Annotated in this window: 19 protein-coding genes, 1 other RNA gene, 1 pseudogene and 1 other annotated feature; of the genes and pseudogenes, 3 read left to right on the top strand and 18 right to left on the bottom strand. The window is 41.1% G+C overall.

The annotated features are described in order from the left end of the window. Nucleotides 1–13: 13 nt before the first annotated feature. The 5 genes from AC0VYJ_RS15110 to AC0VYJ_RS15130 form a co-directional block, all read right to left on the bottom strand. A complete protein-coding gene (locus tag AC0VYJ_RS15110; RefSeq protein WP_194219441.1) occupies nt 14–682 on the bottom strand; it encodes a tetratricopeptide repeat protein in 669 nt (222 codons plus the stop codon). A gap of 108 nt (nt 683–790) precedes the next feature. Continuing rightward, entirely contained in the window at nt 791–1906 is a 1116-nt protein-coding gene (mnmA, locus tag AC0VYJ_RS15115; RefSeq protein WP_194219440.1) for a tRNA 2-thiouridine(34) synthase MnmA, read from the bottom strand. Nucleotides 1907–1950: 44 nt separating this feature from the next. Then, entirely contained in the window at nt 1951–3093 is a 1143-nt protein-coding gene (locus AC0VYJ_RS15120) for a cysteine desulfurase family protein (RefSeq protein ID WP_475365538.1), read from the bottom strand. A 37-nt stretch (nt 3094–3130) separates the two neighbouring features. Beyond that, the gene (cymR, locus tag AC0VYJ_RS15125) at nt 3131–3550 is read right to left on the bottom strand and encodes a cysteine metabolism transcriptional regulator CymR (protein WP_160918687.1); all 420 of its coding nucleotides are present in this window, start codon (nt 3548–3550) and stop codon (nt 3131–3133) included. Then, the gene (locus AC0VYJ_RS15130; protein ID WP_475365539.1) at nt 3483–4190 is read right to left on the bottom strand and encodes a YczE/YyaS/YitT family protein; all 708 of its coding nucleotides are present in this window, start codon (nt 4188–4190) and stop codon (nt 3483–3485) included. The genes cymR and AC0VYJ_RS15130 overlap by 68 nt, the downstream gene beginning before the upstream one ends. Before the next feature lie 147 nt (nt 4191–4337). Here AC0VYJ_RS15130 and AC0VYJ_RS15135 point away from each other — a divergent pair, with 147 nt between their 5' ends. Both AC0VYJ_RS15135 and AC0VYJ_RS15140 read left to right on the top strand, forming a co-directional pair. After that, nucleotides 4338–5681, top strand: a complete 1344-nt coding sequence (locus AC0VYJ_RS15135; RefSeq protein ID WP_194219437.1) for an AAA family ATPase — start codon at nt 4338–4340, stop codon at nt 5679–5681. Nucleotides 5682–5831: 150 nt separating this feature from the next. Further along, nucleotides 5832–6500 (top strand): RsfA family transcriptional regulator, encoded by a 669-nt coding sequence (locus tag AC0VYJ_RS15140; protein ID WP_430244084.1) that lies wholly within the window; start codon nt 5832–5834, stop codon nt 6498–6500. A gap of 417 nt (nt 6501–6917) precedes the next feature. On the opposite strand, the gene ssrS is transcribed toward AC0VYJ_RS15140, so the two are convergent. From ssrS to AC0VYJ_RS15160, 4 genes are all read right to left on the bottom strand, one after another. Beyond that, a non-coding RNA gene (gene ssrS / locus AC0VYJ_RS15145) (6S RNA) lies at nt 6918–7101 on the bottom strand. A gap of 78 nt (nt 7102–7179) precedes the next feature. Beyond that, nucleotides 7180–8967, bottom strand: a complete 1788-nt coding sequence (gene aspS / locus AC0VYJ_RS15150; RefSeq protein ID WP_283153941.1) for an aspartate--tRNA ligase — start codon at nt 8965–8967, stop codon at nt 7180–7182. After that, complete coding sequence (gene hisS / locus AC0VYJ_RS15155) at nt 8964–10250, bottom strand: histidine--tRNA ligase (protein ID WP_194219433.1); 1287 nt, start codon at nt 10248–10250, stop codon at nt 8964–8966. The genes aspS and hisS overlap by 4 nt, the downstream gene beginning before the upstream one ends. A gap of 106 nt (nt 10251–10356) precedes the next feature. After that, nucleotides 10357–10581 (bottom strand) — a binding site (T-box leader). Between the two features lie 81 nt (nt 10582–10662). Beyond that, nucleotides 10663–10836, bottom strand: a complete 174-nt coding sequence (locus AC0VYJ_RS15160; RefSeq protein ID WP_194219659.1) for an RNA polymerase subunit sigma-70 — start codon at nt 10834–10836, stop codon at nt 10663–10665. A gap of 149 nt (nt 10837–10985) precedes the next feature. On the opposite strand from AC0VYJ_RS15160, the gene AC0VYJ_RS15165 reads away from it, so the two are divergent. Continuing rightward, on the top strand, nt 10986–12407 hold the full coding sequence (locus tag AC0VYJ_RS15165) for an N-acetylmuramoyl-L-alanine amidase (RefSeq protein WP_475367499.1): 1422 nt from the start codon (nt 10986–10988) through the stop codon (nt 12405–12407). A gap of 93 nt (nt 12408–12500) precedes the next feature. On the opposite strand, the gene dtd is transcribed toward AC0VYJ_RS15165, so the two are convergent. The 9 genes and pseudogenes from dtd to AC0VYJ_RS15210 all read right to left on the bottom strand — a co-directional run bounded on the left by dtd (nt 12501) and on the right by AC0VYJ_RS15210 (nt 22892). Next, complete coding sequence (dtd, locus tag AC0VYJ_RS15170; protein ID WP_194219431.1) at nt 12501–12944, bottom strand: D-aminoacyl-tRNA deacylase; 444 nt, start codon at nt 12942–12944, stop codon at nt 12501–12503. 19 nt (nt 12945–12963) lie between these two features. Then, a complete protein-coding gene (locus tag AC0VYJ_RS15175; RefSeq protein ID WP_371018278.1) occupies nt 12964–15126 on the bottom strand; it encodes a RelA/SpoT family protein in 2163 nt (720 codons plus the stop codon). 187 nt (nt 15127–15313) lie between these two features. Continuing rightward, entirely contained in the window at nt 15314–15826 is a 513-nt protein-coding gene (locus AC0VYJ_RS15180; RefSeq protein ID WP_194219429.1) for an adenine phosphoribosyltransferase, read from the bottom strand. Then, nucleotides 15827–18184, bottom strand: a complete 2358-nt coding sequence (recJ, locus tag AC0VYJ_RS15185) for a single-stranded-DNA-specific exonuclease RecJ (protein ID WP_194219428.1) — start codon at nt 18182–18184, stop codon at nt 15827–15829. Nucleotides 18185–18316: 132 nt separating this feature from the next. Further along, nucleotides 18317–18652 (bottom strand): LapA family protein, encoded by a 336-nt coding sequence (locus AC0VYJ_RS15190; protein ID WP_430244078.1) that lies wholly within the window; start codon nt 18650–18652, stop codon nt 18317–18319. 38 nt (nt 18653–18690) lie between these two features. Then, nucleotides 18691–19599: a cation diffusion facilitator family transporter gene (locus AC0VYJ_RS15195; protein ID WP_475365540.1), complete on the bottom strand. Its 909-nt coding sequence runs from the start codon at nt 19597–19599 to the stop codon at nt 18691–18693. 134 nt (nt 19600–19733) lie between these two features. Then, nucleotides 19734–21948: pseudogene (gene secDF, locus AC0VYJ_RS15200) on the bottom strand (protein translocase subunit SecDF). A gap of 111 nt (nt 21949–22059) precedes the next feature. Further along, nucleotides 22060–22317, bottom strand: a complete 258-nt coding sequence (locus AC0VYJ_RS15205) for a post-transcriptional regulator (RefSeq protein WP_226614507.1) — start codon at nt 22315–22317, stop codon at nt 22060–22062. A gap of 89 nt (nt 22318–22406) precedes the next feature. Continuing rightward, nucleotides 22407–22892, bottom strand: a complete 486-nt coding sequence (locus AC0VYJ_RS15210) for a COG2426 family protein (protein WP_475365541.1) — start codon at nt 22890–22892, stop codon at nt 22407–22409. Between the last annotated feature and the right edge of the window lie 54 nt (nt 22893–22946).

Consider the following 22946-nt stretch of genomic DNA (forward strand, 5'->3'; position numbering starts at 1 on the left):
AATAACTTAAAATTTAATTGTTATTGTTCATCGCTTGTTCCATTTGTTTCTTCCCGTTTCCTGCTAAGAGATGATCTGGTTGGATAGCGAGTGCACGATCAAAACAGCTTATTGCTTTCGTCAAATTTTCTTGATAAGCATAGCTCACACCTAAATTAAACCACGCATCGGCATGATCCGGATCCTCTTCAACGACTCTCTCAAACTGAGGAAGCGCTACATCGATTGCCCCATCTTGCGCGAGACAAAGTGCATACTGAAAACGCGCTTCCGTATCTTCCTCATTGAGCTCAACAGCTCTCTGGAAGAAAGGTAATGCTAATCGAAGTGCATCCTGCATCATAAAGCACTGACCAATCATAAAGTGAACATCACTTTGGTCAAGCCCCTGCTGGATTGCTTTCTGGTACATGTCTGCAGCGTCTTTATACTGCTCTAGTTCAAAGAATGCGTTTCCTGCGCCATAATAAGCAGTCCCCTGCGTTTCATCCAAATCAATCGCTTTTTCAAAATATGCGACAGCCTGCTTAATTTCTCCTGCCTGTGCGAGGAGATTTCCAATATTCGTATAAGCAACTGGATCTTTAGGATTCTCTTCTATTGCTTCATAAAGTAGCGTTACAGCTTTTTCTAATTGTCCATTATTCATTGCTTCAATCGCTTGTTCATTTTTATTACTCATTTAAAAAAACTCCTTATTTCTTTAACTTAATCTCTAGTTTAGCATAAGTTAGCGGCGGTTTCTCCACCTAAAAAACAGCCTCATTTCATTTCGAAATGAGGCTAATTGTTAAACGTATGTTAGTTCACTTGCATTCTTAAATACTTGATCAATCGTTGCTCCGCCGAGACACTCATCACCGTTATAGAAAACAACGGCTTGTCCAGGTGTAATAGCGCGTACTGGTTCATCAAATGTTACTTTCAAGCGATCGTCATCCAGCTTTTCCACCGTAACGCCTGAATCTTTTTGACGATAGCGGAATTTCGCTGTGCAAGAGATATGCTCTTCTATCGGAAGATTCGAAACCCAGCTTGAATTCACTGCAATAAGGGAATCAGAGTATAAGAGATCATTATGGAAACCCTGGTCAACATAAAGAACATTATCGTCAAGATTCTTACCTACCACGAACCACGGTTCACCGTCGCCACCAATTCCAAGGCCATGACGCTGACCAATTGTATAATACATCAATCCATCATGTTGTCCTTTTTCTTCTCCACCAAGCGTCATCATTTTGCCTGGTTGAGCAGGAAGATATTGTCCAAGAAATTCTTTGAAATTACGCTCGCCGATAAAGCAAATTCCTGTGCTATCCTTTTTCTTAGCTGTAGCAAGACCCGCTTCTTCCGCAATCTCTCGAACTTTTTTCTTCTCGATGCCTCCAAGCGGGAACATTACTTTAGAAAGTTGCTCTTGCGTGAGCTGATTCAAAAAGTAAGTTTGATCTTTATTGTCGTCTACACCACGAAGCATTTTGACTTCTCCGTCGCGTTCGACCACTTGCGCATAGTGCCCTGTCGCAAGGTAATCTGCTCCAAGCGTTAGTGCATGTTCAAGAAATGCTTTGAATTTAATTTCTTTGTTGCACATAACATCAGGATTTGGTGTACGCCCACCTTTATATTCATCTAGGAAATAAGTAAACACTTTATCCCAGTATTGCTTCTCGAAGTTGACTGCGTAGTACGGAATGCCGATCTGGTTGCATACACGAATAACATCATCGTAATCTTCTGTTGCTGTGCATACCCCGTTTTCGTCGGTGTCGTCCCAGTTTTTCATAAAAATGCCGATCACGTCATAGCCTTGTTCTTTCAACATTAATGCAGCTACTGATGAATCAACACCTCCGGACATTCCAACCACGACTCGTATATCTTCATTCTTACGTGCTGCCATGGTTGCACCTCCTCTTCTTTAACACAAATTGTGTCCTGACTATTTTATAACTTCTTCAAACGATTGACAATCTTAACGACTTCACTCGCAGCTTTTGTGGCATCTTCAATTGCATTTCCATATCCAAAGCTAAAACGAATGGCCGTTTGTGTTCTCTCATTATCACCAAACATCGCTGTCAACACATGTGAAGGTTCATGCGATCCAGCCGTACAGGCCGAACCACTCGATACTGCAATACCTGCAAGATCTAGATTCATTAACATCGGTTCCACTTTTGCATCTAAAAAACTAACATTGAATACATGTGGAAGAATATGATCCTGATCACCGTTGATACGATAAGGAATGGATGCTTCTTCAAAAACACCTAGCATCACTTGCTTCATATTCTGATAAAGCTCCACTTTCGCTTCTCGATCAATCCGCATTAATTCAGCTGCCTTCTCCATTCCTACAATGCCAGCAACGTTCTCCGTACCTGCTCGTCGTTTTCTCTCCTGTTCACCGCCAAATGAATGAGGCAACAGCTTTGTCCCATCCTTAACATAAAGAAAGCCAACGCCCTTTGGACCGTTGATTTTATGTGCTGAAACAGAAAGAAGATCTACGCCAAGTTGCTTTACATCAAGATCGATTAAGCCATACGCTTGAACGGCATCGGTATGAAACAGAATATCAGAATCGTTTGCCAACCTGGCGATCTCTGCAATTGGCTGTACTGTCCCAACTTCATTATTACCATACATAACTGTTATTAAGATTGTCTCTGGCCGAATCGCCTTTTCTAGATCATCTATAGAAATTCTACCATTCTCATCTACAGGTAAGTACGTTACAACATATCCTTCTTTTTCAAGTACTTTACAAGCATTCAGTGCAGCATGATGCTCAATCTCTGTTGTGATAATATGGTTTCCTTTAGCAAGGTTTCCTTTAGCAGCTCCTACAATTGCTAGATTATCTGCTTCTGTACCCCCACTTGTGAAAATAATTTCATTAGCTCGAGCATGAATACTGCTCGCAAGATTGTTTCTCGCTTCATCAAGTGCATGACGCGACTTACGGCCAAACTGATGAATACTTGAAGGATTACCAAAATCACTTTTTAGTGATGAAACCATCGCTTCAATAACATCGGGATGGACCGGAGAGGTCGCAGCATGATCCATATAAATTGCACTCATTATTAGTCACCTCTTACTACCAGCAGTGAGCCGGCTACTAAATATAAAACATATAACTATCTTGCTCTCCTTCACCTTCATAGGTGGCAAGATCTTCTAGCGTTGTAGAATCGAGAACATCTTTCACAGCGTCTCGTATTTTTAACCACAGATCACGTTTAGCAGGTTCTTCATCGTCCATAACTTCAACAGGACTAATGGGTCCTTCTAGAACACGAATGATATCTCCCGCTGTAATTGAACTTGCTTCTTGCGCTAGAATATAACCACCATATGCCCCTCTAACACTCTTAACAAGACCAGCATTTCTTAATGGAGCGACTAGCTGTTCAAGGTAATGCTCTGATAAATCTTTGCTTCTAGCAATGGACTTTAAAGAAATCGGACCATCACCGTGCTTTTTTGCTAACTCCATCATAATTGTTAATCCGTATCTTCCTTTTGTTGATATCTTCAAACCTGCCACCTCTTTCTATCAATCGAGCCACAAGTTTTTTGCACTGTGGCAATGAATAACCCACAATTGGCCCTATCGTAATACAAAACAAAAGTGTTCCCACATGAATAGGACCATTCAAAAGCCATCCAAGAGAAAGGACAACTATTTCCATAGTAAGTCGGATATGTTGTACCTTCCATCCCGTTCGTTCTGTTAATACAAGCATCAAACTATCTCTTGGACCTGCTCCACGATCTGCTGCAATATAGAGACCGATGCCGTACCCCATGATCAGAATACCACTAACAAGCATAACCAATTTGCCTATCAAATGATCCGGAGTTTTAAAAAAAGGAACCCATATATAAATATCGATAAACACACCTACAAGCAGCATGTTTAGAAAAGCACCTAATTTTGGCCAGGTTCGATCTAATAATGAAGTCGAGCCTATAATCAGAAAACCAATTAGAATTGACCATGTGCCAATTGTTAATCCAAACTGCTGATACAGTCCAATATGGAAGACATCCCATGGCGCGCTACCGAATTCAGCTTTAATCATCAGAGAAATGCCAAAAGCCATAACCAAAAGACCTAATACAAATATTCCCCAGCTCATCCAGAACCATGGTATGCCTTTGTTATCTGGTTTCATCTCATCCCTCTTAACTCAATCTTCTCTCATCTATTTAGCCATTGATTCTGTTAGTAAACCTTCGCTATTATAGCACGAACCGGTTTTTCTTGCATTTCCAAAACCCGTATAGTATGTTTCAAATAACTATGAAAGGACGGGTGTTCTATGGATTTATTTGATTACCCAAAAGAAAACAACAATACTTCTTCTGGACCTCTCGCTAGCAGAATGCGACCTAGATCCATTGAAGAATTTATCGGCCAAGACCATATTATTGGTGATGGCAAATTATTGAGAAGAGCCATCCAAGCTGATCAACTTACTCCAATGATTTTTTTCGGTCCACCAGGAACCGGTAAAACAACACTTGCACGTATTATAGCCAACACTACATCTGCTCATTTCGAACAGTTAAATGCTGTTACTTCAGGAGTAGCTGACATTAGAAGACTCACGTCTGAAGCAAAAGATCGCTTAAAGCTTGATGATCAAAAAACGGTGCTCTTTATAGATGAAATCCATCGCTTTAATAAATCACAGCAGGATGCACTTCTTCCTTTTGTTGAAGATGGAACGATCGTGTTAATCGGAGCAACAACAGAAAGCCCAATGTTTGAAATTAATGCGGCTCTTCTTTCTCGTTCAAGATTATTTCGATTTGAACATCTTAATGAAACAACTATTAAAAACATTCTTTATCAGGCGATTAACGACAAGGATCGCGGCTTTGGAAGATACGATGTTGAAATCGAGGATGAAGCCATTGAGCATCTCATAGACGTTTCTAATGGAGACGCTAGAACAGCTCTAAACGCGTTAGAACTCGCCATCCTTACAACGACTCCAAATAAAGATGGGAAGCTTGTAATTAGTCTTGCAATTGCAGAAGAATCCATCCAGCAACGCGTGCTTCAATATGACAAGGATAGCGATAATCACTACGATACCGTTTCGGCCTTTATTAAAAGTATACGAGGATCTGATCCAGACGCTACGCTTTACTGGTTAGCAAAAATGATCTATGCAGGTGAAGATCCTAGATTTATCGCGAGACGCCTTTATGTCCATGCTGCCGAGGATGTTGGATTAGCCGACCCAAACGCACTTCTGATTGCCCATGCGGCCAGCTATGCGGTCGAATTTATCGGTATGCCGGAAGCTAGAATTCCACTAGCCGAAGCAGCGTTATATCTTGCCACCGCTCCAAAAAGCAATGGGGTGATTTCAGGTATAGATGCTGCACTTGCAGCAGTAAAAAAAGAAAAAAACGGAACAGTTCCTATTCATTTACGTGACTCACACTACAAAGGAGCTTCAGAACTAGGGCATGGGATTGACTACAAATTCCCGCATGACTATCCAGGAGGATATGTCCCTCAACAGTACCTTCCTGATCACATGGTCAGAAAAACGTTCTATAAACCTACTGAGCGCGGGCACGAAAGAACGATCCAAAAGAGACTTGATTATTTCGCTGAACGCATCAAATCCGATAGCAAGAAATCTTAACAGCAGGGCTTATGCTCTGCTGTTTTTTCTATTCACTCTTGCAATCTACCTCAAATTTACAAGACTTCTGTATAAATTCTTCCATACTGGCAAAGCTATGATTACTTTCAAAACGCAAAAATGTTAATCACATAAAGGAGCTGAATGAAAATGAAAGTAAGACAAGATGCCTGGTCTCATGAAGATGATTTAATGCTTGCCGAAACAGTGCTGCGGCATGTAAGAGAAGGCAGTACGCAATTAAAAGCCTTTGATGAAGTTGGTGATCGACTAAGTCGCACATCAGCCGCTGTAGGATTCCGCTGGAATGCCATTGTCCGCGAAAGATACGAGCAGGCCTTAAAGCTAGCGAAAAAGCAGCGAAAAGAAATGAAACGAGCCGAACGAAGGCAGCCTGAATACACAAATAAAGAAACACATACGACTGTTTCCACCCAAGAACAACCAATCTCACAACCATTAATTGAAACTTCAATATCATATACCGAACCGGTACAAATGAAAAAAGAAATGACTATGAGAGAAGTAATCTCATTCTTATCAAACTTAGAACAATCCGCTTCCTCAACAAACAGACTTAGAACAAATGTCGAGAAACTAGAATCAGAGAATCAACACCTAAAAGAAGAAAACACCCTTCTTCATCAAAAAATCAAAACACTCGAGAACGAACAACAAATCATGAAAGAAGATTACCAATCCCTCATCCAAATCATGGACCGAGCCAGAAGAATGGTCGTCCTAAACGACAACGAAGACCACAACGTCCCAACATTTAAAATGGATAAGAATGGGAACCTAGAAAAAGTCGCAAGGTGAAAACGAAAAGCAGAAGTGGGCGTTTAGACACGGCAGGCACTGGAGCCTTTTCATTTGAACACGCTCTTTGTGTTCGGATGAAAAGGTGAAGTGACCGAGGGTCTGCCCACTGCAGCTAGATCATGAAAAGCGGAAGCGATCGAGAGGCTGGGCGCTGCAGCTAGACACCAAAAGCGGAAGTGGGCGTTTAGCCTCGACAAGCACTGGAGCCCTCCAAATTGAACACGCCCTTTGTGTTCGATTTGGAGGGTGAAGTGACCGAGTGGCTGCCCACTGCAGCTGGACAAAAAAAGTGGAGACGAGCGTTTAGAAACGGAGATATTGGAACTCTTGAACTAGAACACTTAATAAACCATTCAAACAGAAAAAGCATCCGTTCAAAATGAACGGATGCTTTATTAATTGTCATAAAAATAGAAGAGCCCCAACTGTGCCGTCCTTTCCATAATCGTTGAACCTGCATTGGCAGGTGGGTGCCTTATCCCATTCTCCGTAAGTCCTCAGCTACCGAGGCATGTACTTTGAATGGAAAGAGTCAGGCTCCCGTTGTAAAAGTGTTGGCTCAAATTATTATGGAAGTAAACGAACACTTCAGGACTCTTCGTTAACTTGTAATTGAATTATAGCAGACCTTCAAACCGATTTCAATCATCAGGTATTAGGTCCTTTTTATTATTTTTTACTCTTTCTCAGCACCCACTGGCTTCTTAGCTAGCTCAAGATTCAGCTCCTTTAGTTGATCCTCACTAACTGGAGAAGGAGCTTCTGTTAACAGGCAGCTTGCGCTAGCTGTTTTAGGGAAAGCAATTGTGTCGCGAAGGTTCGTTCTTCCTGCAAGCAACATCACGAGACGATCAAGACCAAATGCAATTCCACCATGTGGTGGGGTACCGTATTCGAACGCTTCAAGAAGGAAACCAAATTCTTCCTCTGCTTCTTCTTTTGTAAATCCTAACGCTTTAAACATTTTTTCCTGAATATCACGCTGGAAAATACGTTGGGAACCTCCACCTAACTCATAACCATTTAGGACAAGGTCATATGCATCTGCACGAACTTTTCCTGGCTCTTCTTCAAGAAGATGAAGGTCTTCTTTCAACGGCATTGTAAACGGATGATGTTCCGCAAAATAACGATCAGCTTCTTCATCGTAACTCATCAGTGGGAAGTCCATGATCCAAAGGAAATTAAACTTGGAATAGTCAATAAGGTCGAGGTCTTTTCCAAGCTTTGAACGAAGAGAACCGAGACTGTCTGATACAACAGATTTACTGTCAGCTACGAACAGAAGAAGGTCACCCGCTTCTGCATCGAATGCTTCTTTTAGTTGAGATGCAAGAGCCTCGTCAAAGAATTTAGAAATAGGGCCTTTCAAACCATCTTCCTCTACTTTTAACCATGCAAGTCCTTTTGCTTTGTACGTTTTCACATACTCTGTTAAAGCATCGATATCTTTACGTGAGTACTTACTTGCTGCACCTTTTGCATTAATACCTTTAACAGCTCCACCAGAAGAAACAGCACTAGAGAATACTTTAAAGTCAGAGTCTTTTACAAGATCAGATACATCCACAAATTCCATTTCAAAACGCGTATCAGGTTTGTCTGATCCGTAGCGATTCATCGCTTCAGCATGAGTCATGCGTTGGAATGGCTTTTCAATTTCTAATCCCTTCGTTTCCTTCAATACCGCACTCATCATTTCTTCCATCATCGCAATTAAATCTTCTTTTGGAAGGAAGGATGTTTCAATGTCGACTTGAGTAAATTCAGGTTGACGGTCCGCTCTAAGATCCTCATCTCGGAAGCAGCGAACGACCTGGTAATAACGTTCAAATCCTGAAACCATTAACAGTTGTTTAAAGAGCTGCGGAGATTGCGGAAGAGCGTAGAACTCTCCTTCGTGCACACGGCTTGGTACCAAGTAATCACGAGCGCCCTCAGGTGTACTTTTTGTTAACATTGGAGTTTCAATTTCAAGAAATTCATTATGATCCAGGAAATCACGAATGACTTTAGTTGTTCGATGACGGAGCTTGAATGTCTCTTGCATCACCGGACGTCTCAAGTCCAGGTAGCGATATTTCAAGCGAATATCTTCTCCAACTTCTACATCGTTCGCAATGCTAATGGGAGGATTCTTCGCAGCATTGAGGATTTCAAGTGATTCAGCATGTACCTCAATCGACCCTGTTGGAAGATTCGGATTAACCGTTCCCTCCGCACGAGATACTACTTTACCAGTAATGCCTAGTACGTATTCACTTCTAACTTTCTCAGCAAGTTCAAGCGCTTCTTTTGAAAGGTCTGGATTGAATACAACCTGTACAATACCTGAACGGTCTCTAAAATCAATGAAGATTAATCCACCAAGATCACGACGCTTTTGAACCCAACCTTTTAATTCTACTGTTTGCCCGATCTCGCTTTCACGAATTTTCCCGCATGAATGGCTTCTTCCGATCATTCTCCAACTTCCTCCTTTAATTTCCCTTTCAGATAAGAATCAACATGTGTTAAATCTATTGATTCTTGCTCACCTGAGTTCATATCTTTAATGTTAATTTCATTCTTTTCAATTTCTTCATCACCTAGAATAGCTACGTACTTTGATTTGAGTCGATTAGCCGCTTTAAACTGACCTTTCATCTTCTTATCAAGGTAGTCTCGCTCTGTGGAAATCCCAGCATTTCTAAGCTTCTGAACAAGGCCATTAGAAACCTTTTGTGCTTCTTCCCCCATTGTGACAACATAACAATCAATTGTCTTTTCAATCGGGAGCTCAACACCTTCTGCTTCCAATGCCATTAATAGACGCTCAATGCTCATTGCAAAACCGATTCCAGGTGTTGATGGGCCACCCATCTCTTCAACAAGTCCATTATAGCGACCACCACCGCTCAACGTCGTAATAGCTCCAAAGCCGTCAGCGTCGCTCATGATTTCAAATGCTGTGTGATTATAATAATCTAATCCGCGTACAAGGCGGTCATCAAGAACATAATCAATTCCCATTTGATCTAAGGCTTCTTTTACTTTTGTAAAGTAAACAGTCGATTCCTCATTTAAATAATCGATGATGGAAGGCGCAGTTCCCATTAATTCATGGTCACGATCCTTTTTACAATCAAGAATACGTAAGGGGTTTTTCTCCAGGCGATTTTGACAATCGCTACAAAACTCTCCGATTCTTGGCTCAAAATGATTAATTAATGCCTGACGGTGTGCCTCACGACTTTCTTTATCACCGAGACTATTCAAATATAGTTTAAGCTTTTTAAGTCCCAATTCTTGATACAAACTCATCGCAAGCGCAATAACCTCGGCATCAATCGAAGGGTCATTACTTCCTAACGCTTCAATTCCGAACTGAACAAATTGTCTCATCCGCCCAGATTGAGGACGTTCATAGCGGAACATAGGGCCGATGTAATACAGTTTAACTGGCTGCTCGGGTAAACCGTACATCTTGTTATTCACATAAGCTCGAACCGCCGAAGCTGTTCCTTCAGGTCGGAGTGTTAAACTACGATTACCGCGGTCTTCAAATGTATACATTTCTTTTTGAACGATATCTGTTGTATCGCCTACTCCGCGTTGAAATAACTCGGTATGCTCAAATATTGGCGTTCGAAGTTCATGATAATTGTATCTGCGGCAAATATCTCTTGCCTTATCTTCAATGTATTGCCATAACTCCGACGTACCAGGAACAATATCCTGAGTACCTCTAGGAATTTGAAAACTCATGTTTATATCCTCCTTTAATCACTAGCAAGAAGCTCTTCTAACGGCTAATTCTAATGGGCTAAATCCTTTTTTTGGATACAAAAAAACTCCCATCCCTGAATCGAAATTCAGGGACGAGAGTTACCCGCGGTGCCACCCTAATGGAAAGATAAATCTTTCCTCTTAAAACAGTTAACGCCTGTCTACGTCGTCCCCTACTGAGTTATCTGTTCGGAGACGATCCTTGGAAGTGTCTTTCAAAAAAGCGGTATCGAGAAATGCTCTCAGCCTAGCGGCATTTCCTCTCTGATCAACCCGGTATTTTTTTACTTTTCTTCCTCATCGGAGCTTCGTATCGATTTACTGAATTGTTTTCTATCATACGAGTCAGTGATTTTTTTGTCAAGTATATTAGGATTGGTTTTACAAAACATTATCGCTTCATTTTTTGTTTCATGATTTTCACACTTTTTAATGACAGTCCAAATTCTTCCGCGAGTTCCATATTTGACAAACACTGTTCTTTTTGTAGAAAATCATGAAAGTCGATACCAAATTCCGGCTGTGACATATGATAGCTCATCATTTCTTTATTAGTTGATCTCACAAGACCCCACCCTTTTATTAGTTCAATTATTTCTTAGTTTCACCAAAAAGAATGCATTTTACTACTTAACGAAGGAATCTTTTTATCCGATAAAGAAATTATCTATGAAAGCAGCAGGCGTCATTGAAAGGAGTCATCACTTGAAAAAAATGATTTTTGCATTTTTATTTTTTGTCATATCCATTATTTTCTCTACTTCTGCTTCGGCTGAGAAAAATGCTTATTTTGAGGAAACTGTAAATGTTCGCGCCGAACCCTCTCTTACTTCATCTGTTATCACACAGGTTCATAAAGGGGATTCAGCCATCGTTCTCGAAAGTAAGACCGATTGGACAAACATTCAACTTCATACTGGGGAAGAAGGTTGGGTTTCAAGTAGACTAGTAAGCATTTCTTATGATTCCAAAGAAAGGAAATCAATACAATCAACCGTGTCTGATCTTCAAGTCCGTGCTGGCCCTGGTAAAGAATACAAAGTTATTGGAAATATCACTCAAGATTCTGAGTGGAATGTGCTTGAGACTGCAGGCGATTGGACCTCCATTCAATTTAAAGGACAGACCGGATGGGTAGCGTCCTGGTTAGTAAGTTCTACAACAGCTAGCCCAGATCAAAAAACAAGCCAGGTAAAAGAAGTAAAGGCGCGTATCTTAAACGTTCGTGACTTCCCAGGAACAGAGAACCGGATCATATCTCAACTCCCTTCAGGAACAATTGTAGAAGAAGTTCGTCAAGAAAAAAACTGGAGCTTCATTCGCTATCAGAATGGACAGACTGGTTGGGTAGACAGTACCTATTTGCAAGAAACAGACAAACAAGAGGAGTCAGAATTTCTTACAATTCTATACCAGGCAACAAACTTAAGAAGTGGGCCGGGGTTGAATTATGAAGTTATTAAACAAGCGCCTGCAAAAGCGCGCTACAAAATAGCTGCAAAAGAAGGCAAATGGTTTCGTATCCTTCTTGACGATGGTCGTTCAGCATACGTTGCTGACTGGGTCGTCTCTACTGCATCTAAACTATCCACTTCGCCTGTCTTGAAATCTGGAAAAACAGTTGTTCTTGATGCTGGTCACGGTGGCTACGACAGTGGTGCCCTAGGCATTACGACACTTGAAAAAATCCTTACATTGAAGACGACAACAACTATCGCGGAAAAATTAAAGAATGCAGGGGTTCAAGTTATTTTAACGAGAGATGATGATACATTTGTCTCTCTTTCTGAACGAACTCTTTTATCAGATCGTTATAAAGCCGACGCATTTGTAAGTATTCATTTCGATAGCACAGTTGATCCAACTGCAAATGGAGCAACAACGTATTATTATGGTGAGAATGATATGCCCCTAGCTTCAGCGATACACGCCAAAATCGGAGATGATACAACTTTGAGAGATCGCGGTATTCGATATGGAAATTATTATGTTCTAAGGAACAATAAGCAGCCTTCTGTCCTTCTTGAACTTGGCTTTCTCTCAAATCCATGGGAAGAGCAATTAGTGAATAGGTTGGATTACCAATCAAAAGTGACTACTGAAATTTCAAATGGCATCCTTACTTTTTTACAGTAGTAACGCTTAAGATGAAGAACAGTTTGACTTGCTTTTCTATCTATATGGATGAACCAAAAAACCGCAATTCCAATTAGGAATTGCGGTTTTTTGTCATTCTTTGCTCTCAATGATAAGAGTTACAGGTCCATCATTCGTAAGCTGTACGTCCATCATCTCACCAAAAACACCTGTCTGCACCTCGAGACTCTCTTCTCTAAGTAAAGCGTTAAACTTATCATAAAGTACGCTGGCTTCAGGAGGTTTTGCCGCCTTCATAAAGTTTGGACGTCGCCCTTTACGACAATCACCATATAACGTGAATTGTGATATAGATAGAATAGCTCCACCTTTGTCTTTCACTGACAGGTTCATTCGATCATTTTCGTCCTCAAATATACGAAGGTTTGCAATTTTAGTGGCAAGATAGCCTGCATCCTCTTCTGTATCCTCGTGCGTGACCCCTAGGAGCACCACAAGGCCATGTTCGATCTCACCTGTAGTTTCTCCATTCACGGTGACTGAGGCTTGCTTTGAACGTTGTATAACGGCTTTCATGGAGAACTTCCTTTCTTAACTACTGCATAATTCTACGAACAGCATAAATATCTGGAATTCGTTTAACGCGCTCAACCACTTTTTGAAGATGAGCTGTGTTCCGAATGGAGACAGTCATACTAATTGTTGCCATCTTGTTATTATCTGATCGACCTGAAACAGACGTCATGTCGGTTTTGGTTTCTGCTACAGCCTGAAGAACCTCATTCAGAAGACCTCTGCGATCAAAACCACTGATTTCGATATCAACATTATAGTTTTTTGGAGAGTCACTTTCCCATTCAACCTCTAAGAGGCGTTCCTGACCATTCTCTTCATTCACATTAGGACAGTCTTTCCTGTGAATCGAGACACCTCTCCCTTTCGTGATATAGCCCACAATATCATCACCTGGAACAGGGTTACAGCATCGTGAAAGGCGGATTAACAGGTTGTCTATCCCTTTCACTCGCACACCCGACTCTGCTCTCTTTGGCGGCCGAGAAGGTGAATGAGTCTTACCTTCAATAATTGATTTTGCTAGCTCTTCTTCCTGCTCTTTCGTCCGTTCTTTACGAGCCTTATCTGTCAGCCTTGTTGCGATTTGTGCAGCTGTAATTCCACCATATCCAACAGCTGCGTACATATCTTCTTCACTTGTAAAGTTAAATTTCTTAGATACATTTGCAATGTTATCTGAAGTCAAAACAGCCTTTAACTCAAAGCCATGGTTTTTAATTTCTTTCTCAACAAGCTCTCGGCCTTTTTCAACGTTTTCTTCACGCTTTTCTTTCTTAAACCATTGCTTAATCTTATTCTTAGCGTGGGAGCTTTGACTGATTTTTAACCAGTCTTTACTTGGACCATAAGAGTGCTTAGAAGTTAGAACTTCAACGATATCCCCTGTTTTCAACCGATGATCTAGTGGTACCATTTTGCCGTTCACTTTTGCGCCAATGCAATGATTCCCAATTTCAGTATGAATGCGGTAGGCGAAATCAAGAGGTACCGAGCCAGTAGGCAATTCAAATACGTCTCCTTTAGGCGTGAAGACAAAAACCATATCACTGAATAGATCAATCTTAAGAGACTCCATAAATTCTTCAGCATTCGAAACATCATTTTGCCATTCAAGAATTTGCCTAAACCATGATAGCTTTTTCTCAAATGAGCTATTCACCTGATTCTCATCGCCTTCTTTGTAGGCCCAATGAGCGGCAATCCCGTATTCAGCAACTTTGTGCATATCAGACGTTCGAATTTGCACCTCGAGAGGATCACCTTTTGGTCCAATGACTGTCGTATGAAGCGATTGGTACATATTCGCTTTTGGCATAGCAATATAATCTTTGAAACGACCAGGCATAGGCTTCCAGCATGTGTGAATAATGCCAAGAACGGCGTAGCAATCCTTGATGCTATTCACAACGATACGTACCGCGAGCAAATCATAAATTTCGTTAAATTGCTTATGTTGCTTAGCCATTTTCCGATAGATACTATAGATATGTTTCGGACGACCTGAAATTTCAGCTTCAATGGAAACTTCTTTCACACGCTCTTGAATTTCGTCCACAACTTCATGGACAAACCCTTCACGCTCAGCCCGTTTCTTTTGCATTAAATTCACGATGCGATAATACTGCTGTGGATTTAAATAACGAAGCGCCGTATCCTCAAGCTCCCACTTAATAGTGGAAATACCTAGACGATGGGCTAGAGGCGCAAATATTTCTAGCGTCTCATTCGCTTTTTGCATTTGTTTTTCTTTTGGCATGTGCTTAAGCGTACGCATGTTATGAAGTCTATCAGCCAATTTAATCAGAATGCACCTAATATCTTGAGCCATAGCGATCATCATCTTCCGGTGATTCTCAGCTTGCTGCTCCCGCTTGGACTTATACTTGATTTTCTTCAGCTTCGTAACGCCATCAACGAGCATGGCAAGTTCCGGGCTGAATTCATCAGAAATTTGTTCAAGCGTCACGTCGGTGTCTTCAACGACATCATGAAGAAAGCCCCCAGCCACTGTCACAGGGTCTACTTCAAGGTTCACAAGAATGCCAGCAACCTCAATAGGATGAATAATATAGGGTTCACCCGATTTGCGGTACTGGCCTTCATGTGCGTTTCGCGCGTATTCAAATGCTCTATTAAGATAAGAGAGATCGTCCTCAGACAGATACTTCTCCGCTCTTTCCATCACTTCTTCTATCGTCATCAAATCACCTTGATTACTGTTGGTATATTGCTTCTATTATCGTTAAAAAAAGTCAGCATGTAAAGAGATTAAGAGAAAAATGTCGTTTTCCCTAATTAGTAAACGCTCAATCTTTGTGTCTAAGGTGCATAAAGAGAAAGAGCGTCCGGCTATTCGGACACTCCATTCTTTAGTATGTCATTAGAGTAAAGATATCATGGCGGTCAAGGTTTTTACGCCCTTCGAGATAGGAAAGCTCAATCATGAAAGCAAGTCCTACAACAACTCCACCAAGCATTTCAACTAGCTCGATCGTTGCATTGATCGTACCACCAGTCGCAAGCAAATCATCCGTAATCAATACTCGTTGACCTGGCTTAATAGCATCCTTATGAATCGTAAGGACGTCTTTACCATATTCAAGACCATAGTCTACTTTAGCTACTTCGCGTGGTAATTTACCTTCTTTTCGAACAGGTACAAAACCGATACCAAGAATATATGAAACCGGACATCCTACGATAAATCCTCTTGCTTCAGGTCCTACAATAACATCAACATCTTTATCTTTCGCAAAATCCGCAATATCATTAACGACTCCTCGGTAAGCTTCGCCGTTTTGCATTAACGGAGTGATGTCTTTAAAACGAATACCCTCTTTCGGATAGTCTTCAACCACTGCGATATAATCTTTATAATTCATTTACTTAATGGCCTCCTCAGTGCTATTGAAACAATTAACTGATTGATCGAACCAACTTTTCAAAGCATGATAGGAGGAATAGCAAAAATCATTTTCGAGCTTTGCTTTTTCAAGCTTACTCCTATACGTTTTAGAAGAAGTTAATTCACTTTTTACAGATTGTGGATTTAGAGAAATCAGTCCATTATCCATTGTAACAAAATCTAGCTCAAAAAACACCTCTGACATAAACGGAACTGTTTCTTTTGACCAACCTTTATGCTTTGCGAGCTTTTCAGCATCGCGTAAGTTAAAGCTACCTCTCTTCATTAAGAAAGCATAGAACCATTTAAAATCCTCACGTGACGGAAGCGTTGAGAAAAAGTGATCCTCCTCATGCTCAAATACCGCATACGTTCGATCTGGTAATCCACCTTTTCGAAACAGATTGACAAGGTCTTCCTCTAAATCCGGAAGATCGAGTAGCATAACATATTTATTCTCAATTGCTAGTTTCTCTTGTTCTGTTGGATCAACAATAATGTAGTCTTTCCAATTCTCAAGTCCAAGCTTTGTCATGGTGTTTTTTTGGAAAGCTACCATAACAAGCTTATCGAGCGGCAACATTTCAAGTCGTTTTTTCAAATCTCGAATGCCACGATAATCAAAGAGCTGCCATTCATTCACAGCGATATCTTTCACAAAGATTTGTGGCTTTCGAAGTCCATTCCACTCGTTGACGGAGAGTTGGCCAATTACGCTTACAGCAGCTCTTGATGCTATTTCTTCAAATGCATAACCGAAATGAAACCCTACGCCATCTAGCGTAGCGCCGTTTTCCTCAAGACCTACCTTGAGGTGATTGTCCTGACTCCCAATCCTTCTGATTTGAGAGAGATGAACGTCTTTTAGCATAACGACTGGTTTCGGATTACTTACTCCAAAAGGAGCCAAAAGATTCATTTCTTCAATTGTCTCAAGAGTAACATCCTCTACACGACAGTGAAGATCTACTTTTGTAAGTGGTGTCAAATCTTCTTCTGTTAATTTATCTAAAGCCTGTTCGTTTAATCTTGAACGCAAATCTTCTAGGTAGCTTAAATCAATGGTCATACCAGCGGCCATTGGATGACCACCGAAGTGAGGGAGAATGTCTCTGCACTCAGAAAGGTTTGCAAACATATCAAAGGCCTCAATACTTCGTGCAGATCCTTTTGCGACACCTTTCTCACGATCAATACTCATCACGATGGTTGGGCGATAATACTTTTCAACAAGTCGTGAAGCCACGATTCCAATGACCCCCGCATTCCATCCTTCCTTAGCAATGATGAGTACACGATTGCTTTCATCACTCAAGTACTTTGACTCAACCTCTTCAATCGCTTCTTTCGTCATTGTATTAACTAGTTCCTGACGATTCTTATTAAGAGCATCAATATCAGATGCCAGCTGTTCAGCAAGAATCGGATCATCTGTTGTCAGCAGTTCAACTGCTGGGTCTGCACTATCAAGACGGCCCGCAGCATTTAGTCTCGGTCCTATCCCAAAACCAAGATGCTCTTCGTTAAGCTCCTGACCCTTTAGACCACATACATCTAGCAAAGCTTTTATTCCTGGCTTATTTGAATTTTGAAGGGCGCGAATACCTTCGCTTGCTAAAAGACGGTTCTCATCCTGAAGTGGCACAAGATCAGCTATGGTACCCATTGCGGCGATCTCTAATAAATCCCCTGGAATTCTTCCAAGCAAAGCCTGCGCAAGTTTAAATGCAACCCCTACTCCTGCTAAACCTTTGAATGGATAACCACACCCTGGCTTTTTAGGGTTTATTGTCGCGTAGGAATCGGGCAGAACCGGAGGAGGCTCATGATGATCAGTAATAATGAGATCAATACCGATTTCTTTAGCAACTTCCGCCTCATGTACACCGGATATCCCTGTATCTACAGTCACTATTAGTTGATACCCATCTTCTTTTGCCTGCCTAAAAGCAGCTTCGTTCGGACCGTATCCCTCTGTAAATCGATTAGGAATATAGTAATCAAATATAGCGCCAAGCTCGCGCAACGTATAGACAAGTACAGTCGTGCTGCTAACGCCATCGGCATCATAGTCACCAAAAATAAGGATTCGCTCACCAGAAGCAATCGCCTGTTGAATTCTTTCGACCGATTCCTTCATACCATCCATTAAATATGGGTCGTGATAAGTTAAATTCTCTTTATATAGAAATCTTTTCGCTTCTTCTTCTCCCTCAATACCTCGATTAACTAAAAGCGAAGCAGCAAGTCGAGAAATTCCAAGTTCACTCTGGAGCCGATCAATGTTTGTTTCATCTGTTTCAGCCAGTTTCCAGCGTGTTTTAGACCTTAACATCGAATCACCTCTTAACTTGTTCATTATATATAGTTTCAGGAGGTTTGACCATAGTTCAAGAAGAGGAATCTTTTACAATCCCTCTTCACTCCACTATAAAAAGCCTTGAACTTAATCAAGGCTTTCTCGTCATTATTCCCCTTCAGTACCGGTGCCCTCATCTGCTGCCTCACCATCAAGTGGAGTATGGACAGCTTTTGATTCATTTGATACTGGTTCTGTTATTAACCTTTCATTTTCTTTTTGTAACTTTCTCAGCTCTCTTTTCAGTCTGTAATACTTAACCATTCCAAAACCAAGCACAAGAATCGCACCCATCAATACAGATCCCAATATAACAAGCACAAGCGGCCAATCCGAAGTTCCAAATACATAGTTCACCTGTACAGGATCTACATTCACGACTGAAAACACCGCTATAATTAAGGCGAAAATAAGTGCTACAACTAATCCCCATTGTCCCTTCATCCTTATCTACCTCCTCTTCTACTACAATACCTATTCCATTACTCTCTCTTTTTTTCCTTCGGTTCATAAGGATTAATGTGGACTAACACATCATGCACGTCATCTTCTTCAAGAAGTCGCTTCTTCACGTCCTTACCGATGTCATGTCCTTCTTTAACAGAAATATCCGGGTCTACACCAAGCTTGATATCAATAATAACATAGTGTCCGTGCTCTCTAGCATAGAACTCATCAAGGTTCACAACCCCTGGCATCCCGGTAATCACTTTTTTATACTCCGTCGTATCCTCCTCATGCAGCACATGATCGAGTGTTGTGTGAATGGATTCGAAACCAAGCTTCACAGCCATTTTAGCAATCAGAACAGAAACGAAAATTCCTGCAATCGGATCGGCATAAATGAGCCATGGCAAGCTAAATTCGCTTCCTAAAATGGCACCTGCAATCCCTATTAAAACAGCAATAGAAGAATAGACATCTGAGCGATGTTCATACGCATTCACGATCAGTGCATCACTTTTTATCTTTTTACCCAACCGATACTTATATCGAAACATCGCTTCTTTGACCACAATCGAGATGAGAGCTGCATAGAGAGCAAGAGTACCGGGGGCCTCAATAGGTTCGAATATCGCCTTCCCTGAACTTATTCCAATTTCAACGCCAACTAATAACAACAACACAGCTACAATAATAGCTGCAATTGACTCTGCTTTACCATGACCGTAGGGATGATCTTTATCGGGTGGTAGCTTAGCGGCTCGCAAACCAACAAAAACAGCAAATGAGCCAGCTACATCTGATGCCGAGTGTGCGGCGTCGGCAATAAGAGCTCGACTATTGGAGATCGACCCAATAACGCCTTTAAGTACTGCTAGGATAATATTTCCTAGTATACCAATGATCGCTGCAATCTCAGCTTTTCGAAACCGCTCTTCTTTATTCATTTTTTCACCTCTTACGTAACAAGTCATTATAGCTTTTCCCTTATTTCAAAATCTCACACCGCACCATTTGGACACGTAAAAGCCATGGCTAAGCCATGGCTTCACTTCATCCGGGCACCCTCAAAGGAATTCTCTTATGCTTCACCTTCAACAGGGGCGAACTTTTTCTTCTTCAATTGTTTCCCCTTCCATACTGCCCAAAGCTGCGAGGCAATGAAGAGAGATGAATACGTACCTGCGACTAGTCCAATCAATAAGGCAATCGCAAATGGTCTAATTGCTTCGCCGCCAAAGGCCGTAAGAGCAGCAGCAGCAAAGACAACCGTTAGCACTGTATTAATGGAACGAGCAAGCGTTTGAACAAGACTTTTATTCACAACACGTGCGACGTCCTCAAATGTTTTAACCTTTTTTTCAAACTTCATATTTTCACGTATGCGATCAAAGGTAACGATCGTATCATTTATGGAATAACCGACAATCGTTAGTACTGCTGCTATAAACGTAATGTTCACTTCAATCTGCAGGATACTGAATACCGCAATTATGAAGAACGCATCATGGAATAACGCAACGACAGCGGCAAGCCCTTGTAACCATTCAAACCTTAGTGCAACGTATACGATAATTCCTATCGAAGCAATAGCAACTGCGATAAACGCATTCTTAGCAAGATCAACTGCTACATCAGGTGAGACCGTACTAATACTTGGTTCAGCACCATAAAGCTCTGTGAAGTGATTTTTAATTTCAGCAACTTCATCTTTGTCAAGCTCATCCTTAAATGCAGCAACGGCAATATCACCACCACCAGCAAGAGTTACTGATTCGGGTTTATATCCAAGTCCATCGAATTCGTCGCTTACTTCTTCTGTTGTTAGTTTACTATCAGATTGGAGATCAACACGTGATCCACTAGAAAAATCAATTCCTAAATTTAGACCAAATATAGCAATCGCTAACCCACCAAGAACGATTAAAGCTAGTGAAATCGCAAAAAACTTATTTCGATGTTTGACAAAATCAAACTTAATGTCTCTTACTTTAGAGCTCATCGATTTCACTCTCCTTTACGCCAAAAAGTCCGGGCTTTTTATTCAGTGCCCTGCTCTTGACCCATAGGCCGAGAAGAATTCGTGAACCCCAAACGGCAGTCAAAAAGCTAACGACGATACTAGTAATTAACATCACTGCAAATCCTTTAACAGAGCTTGTTCCATATGCAAATAGAACTCCTGCTGCAATTAACGTCGTGATGTTTGCGTCAAAAATAGTTGTAAACGAACGTCTTCCCCCAGCCTTGAAGGCCGACATGACGGATTTACCTGAACGAAGCTCTTCCTTAATTCGTTCATACGTAATAATATTCGCATCAACCGCCATCCCTACGCCGAGGATGAGTGCAGCAATACCAGGGAGAGTTAATACTGCGTTCATCCAATTAAAGACAACAAGAATCAAATAGATGTACGTAGTTAACGTAATCACCGCAATTGCTCCCGGCAAACGGTAATAGAACAGCATGAATAAGAAAATCAAACCGACTCCAATAAATCCTGCTATAACCGTTTTATCAAGAGACTGTTCGCCGAACTGTGCACCAACTGAAGTTGAATAAATTTCATCTAGCTGAACCGGTAAAGAACCTGCGTTTAAAAGCTCTTTTAGATTTTCAGCTTCTTCAAGCTGAAATGGTGGTCCTGAAATGACTACAGTATTTTGAGAAAGCACTTGATTGACCGCTGGATCGGAAATAAATTTCTGTTCATCAGCTGGCTTTGTAACTTCCTCTTTATAAGAATCGCCTTCTTCATAATCAAGCCAGATCACTAGTCGATTATCCGGCTGAGGCAATTGACTGAGGTCTCGAGTTATATTTGCAAATTTTTCGGGATCCTTAAGCGTTACCTGAACAACGGGTTGGTTGTTATCAAATACAACCTTCGCGGCGCCTTCTTTAAGATCAGCTCCGCTCATTTTCTCTTCATCATCCGTGGTTCGGAAGGTGAGCTCAGCCTGAGTGGAAAGAAGTTCACGCGCCTGGTTTTGATCTTTCACTCCAGCGAGCTGAACGCGAATGCGATCTTCCCCTTCAATCGTAATACGAGGTTCTGAAACCCCTAATACGTTAATACGCTTGTACAAAGCGCTTACTGTGCTGTTTAACAGGTCCTGACTAAGTTCCTGGCCCTCTTGAGCCGGTTCTACTTCATATAGAACTTCAAATCCACCCTGCAGATCAAGGCCTAATTTAATATCTTTTGTTACACCCATGACGGTTGTTCCAATTAATCCGCCAAGTAAAAGGACGATCAAAAAGAACGCAACGATCCGGCCTTTTTTTACCATGGAATAAAACTCCTCTCTAAACCCCCAACATTAATGCTTATGTAAAACGGATAGCACACAATATTAGCTATTATATCGAAATATGAATTTTTCTGTCAATTTTAGTCTTTTCTAAGTCTGACTTTCAAACGTTTTCGTACCTTTATACGCATGAATGGTTAACCAATTCATATATTCATTCACCGATAAACGCATAATTTCATTCACAAGTCTGTGCAACTTTACTTCTTCTAATTCATTGTTTCTTTCAAGGCGTGCAAGGAGACATTCCCAGATTTCGTCCATGGTCGCTCCACTATACCCTAACAGCAAAAACTCGTCTCTCTTGCTTTCAAGCGCTGGGGATATTTCCTTCTTCCACTCTTTCATCTCGCCGTCTCCTTTCTCAAATAAGCTAGCGTCCAACATAGCATTAAATCAAGAGGCGCTATAACCTTTCAAACATTTTACACTCTGGATTAAAAAATGGAATAAATCGCTGCGCCAACCCCAAGGCCTGCAATAATGACTCCTGTGAGGATGGAAAGAAAAGCATATTTAAAACGAATCGCAAATAAAGCAGCAGCGACACATGCGCTATATGCCCCAGTCGTCGGAAGCGGGACAGCGGTAAAAAGAATAAGCCCGATTGCACCGTACTTATCGACATTTTTACTTTTGCTTATCGTTCTATGATAAAGCCAGTCATAAAATCGTTTATACCAGCCAAATCTCATTAGCCAATTGCTTAACGGCTGAAAAAGAAGAAGCAATGGAATAATCGGTAACACATTTCCTAAAAGACTAAGTGAGAACGCCTTTAAAAATGAAAAATCAAAGGTATACGCGAGAGGTAATCCACCCCTCAGCTCTAATATTGGAAGCGCTGAAACAATAACTACAATCACATCATGAGGTAGAAAACCAAGGTTCTCTACGACAAATTGTTTAATTTCTTCTTTCATTGAAACACTCCTATATGCCTGTCATGCTTTGTCCCCTAATAAGCATATACATAG

The organism is Anaerobacillus sp. 63XJN7_5_ISO-PGPR-S23-430 (genome assembly GCF_056173695.1).

What these genes read in the sequence shown, in the direction of transcription:
- AC0VYJ_RS15120 (WP_475365538.1), bottom strand. Translation starts at nt 3,093, where the DNA reads ATGAGTGCAATTTATATGGATCATGCTGCGACCTCTCCGGTCCATCCC.
- AC0VYJ_RS15130 (WP_475365539.1), bottom strand. Translation starts at nt 4,190, where the DNA reads ATGAAACCAGATAACAAAGGCATACCATGGTTCTGGATGAGCTGGGGA.
- AC0VYJ_RS15175 (WP_371018278.1), bottom strand. Translation starts at nt 15,126, where the DNA reads ATGGAAAGAGCGGAGAAGTATCTGTCTGAGGACGATCTCTCTTATCTT.
- hisS (WP_194219433.1), bottom strand. Translation starts at nt 10,250, where the DNA reads ATGAGTTTTCAAATTCCTAGAGGTACTCAGGATATTGTTCCTGGTACG.
- AC0VYJ_RS15195 (WP_475365540.1), bottom strand. Translation starts at nt 19,599, where the DNA reads ATGAATAAAGAAGAGCGGTTTCGAAAAGCTGAGATTGCAGCGATCATT.
- AC0VYJ_RS15205 (WP_226614507.1), bottom strand. Translation starts at nt 22,317, where the DNA reads ATGAAAGAGTGGAAGAAGGAAATATCCCCAGCGCTTGAAAGCAAGAGA.
- mnmA (WP_194219440.1), bottom strand. Translation starts at nt 1,906, where the DNA reads ATGGCAGCACGTAAGAATGAAGATATACGAGTCGTGGTTGGAATGTCC.
- AC0VYJ_RS15180 (WP_194219429.1), bottom strand. Translation starts at nt 15,826, where the DNA reads ATGAATTATAAAGATTATATCGCAGTGGTTGAAGACTATCCGAAAGAG.
- aspS (WP_283153941.1), bottom strand. Translation starts at nt 8,967, where the DNA reads ATGATCGGAAGAAGCCATTCATGCGGGAAAATTCGTGAAAGCGAGATC.
- dtd (WP_194219431.1), bottom strand. Translation starts at nt 12,944, where the DNA reads ATGAAAGCCGTTATACAACGTTCAAAGCAAGCCTCAGTCACCGTGAAT.
- AC0VYJ_RS15140 (WP_430244084.1), top strand. Translation starts at nt 5,832, where the DNA reads ATGAAAGTAAGACAAGATGCCTGGTCTCATGAAGATGATTTAATGCTT.
- recJ (WP_194219428.1), bottom strand. Translation starts at nt 18,184, where the DNA reads ATGTTAAGGTCTAAAACACGCTGGAAACTGGCTGAAACAGATGAAACA.
- AC0VYJ_RS15210 (WP_475365541.1), bottom strand. Translation starts at nt 22,892, where the DNA reads ATGAAAGAAGAAATTAAACAATTTGTCGTAGAGAACCTTGGTTTTCTA.
- AC0VYJ_RS15190 (WP_430244078.1), bottom strand. Translation starts at nt 18,652, where the DNA reads ATGAAGGGACAATGGGGATTAGTTGTAGCACTTATTTTCGCCTTAATT.
- AC0VYJ_RS15110 (WP_194219441.1), bottom strand. Translation starts at nt 682, where the DNA reads ATGAGTAATAAAAATGAACAAGCGATTGAAGCAATGAATAATGGACAA.
- AC0VYJ_RS15135 (WP_194219437.1), top strand. Translation starts at nt 4,338, where the DNA reads ATGGATTTATTTGATTACCCAAAAGAAAACAACAATACTTCTTCTGGA.
- AC0VYJ_RS15165 (WP_475367499.1), top strand. Translation starts at nt 10,986, where the DNA reads ATGATTTTTGCATTTTTATTTTTTGTCATATCCATTATTTTCTCTACT.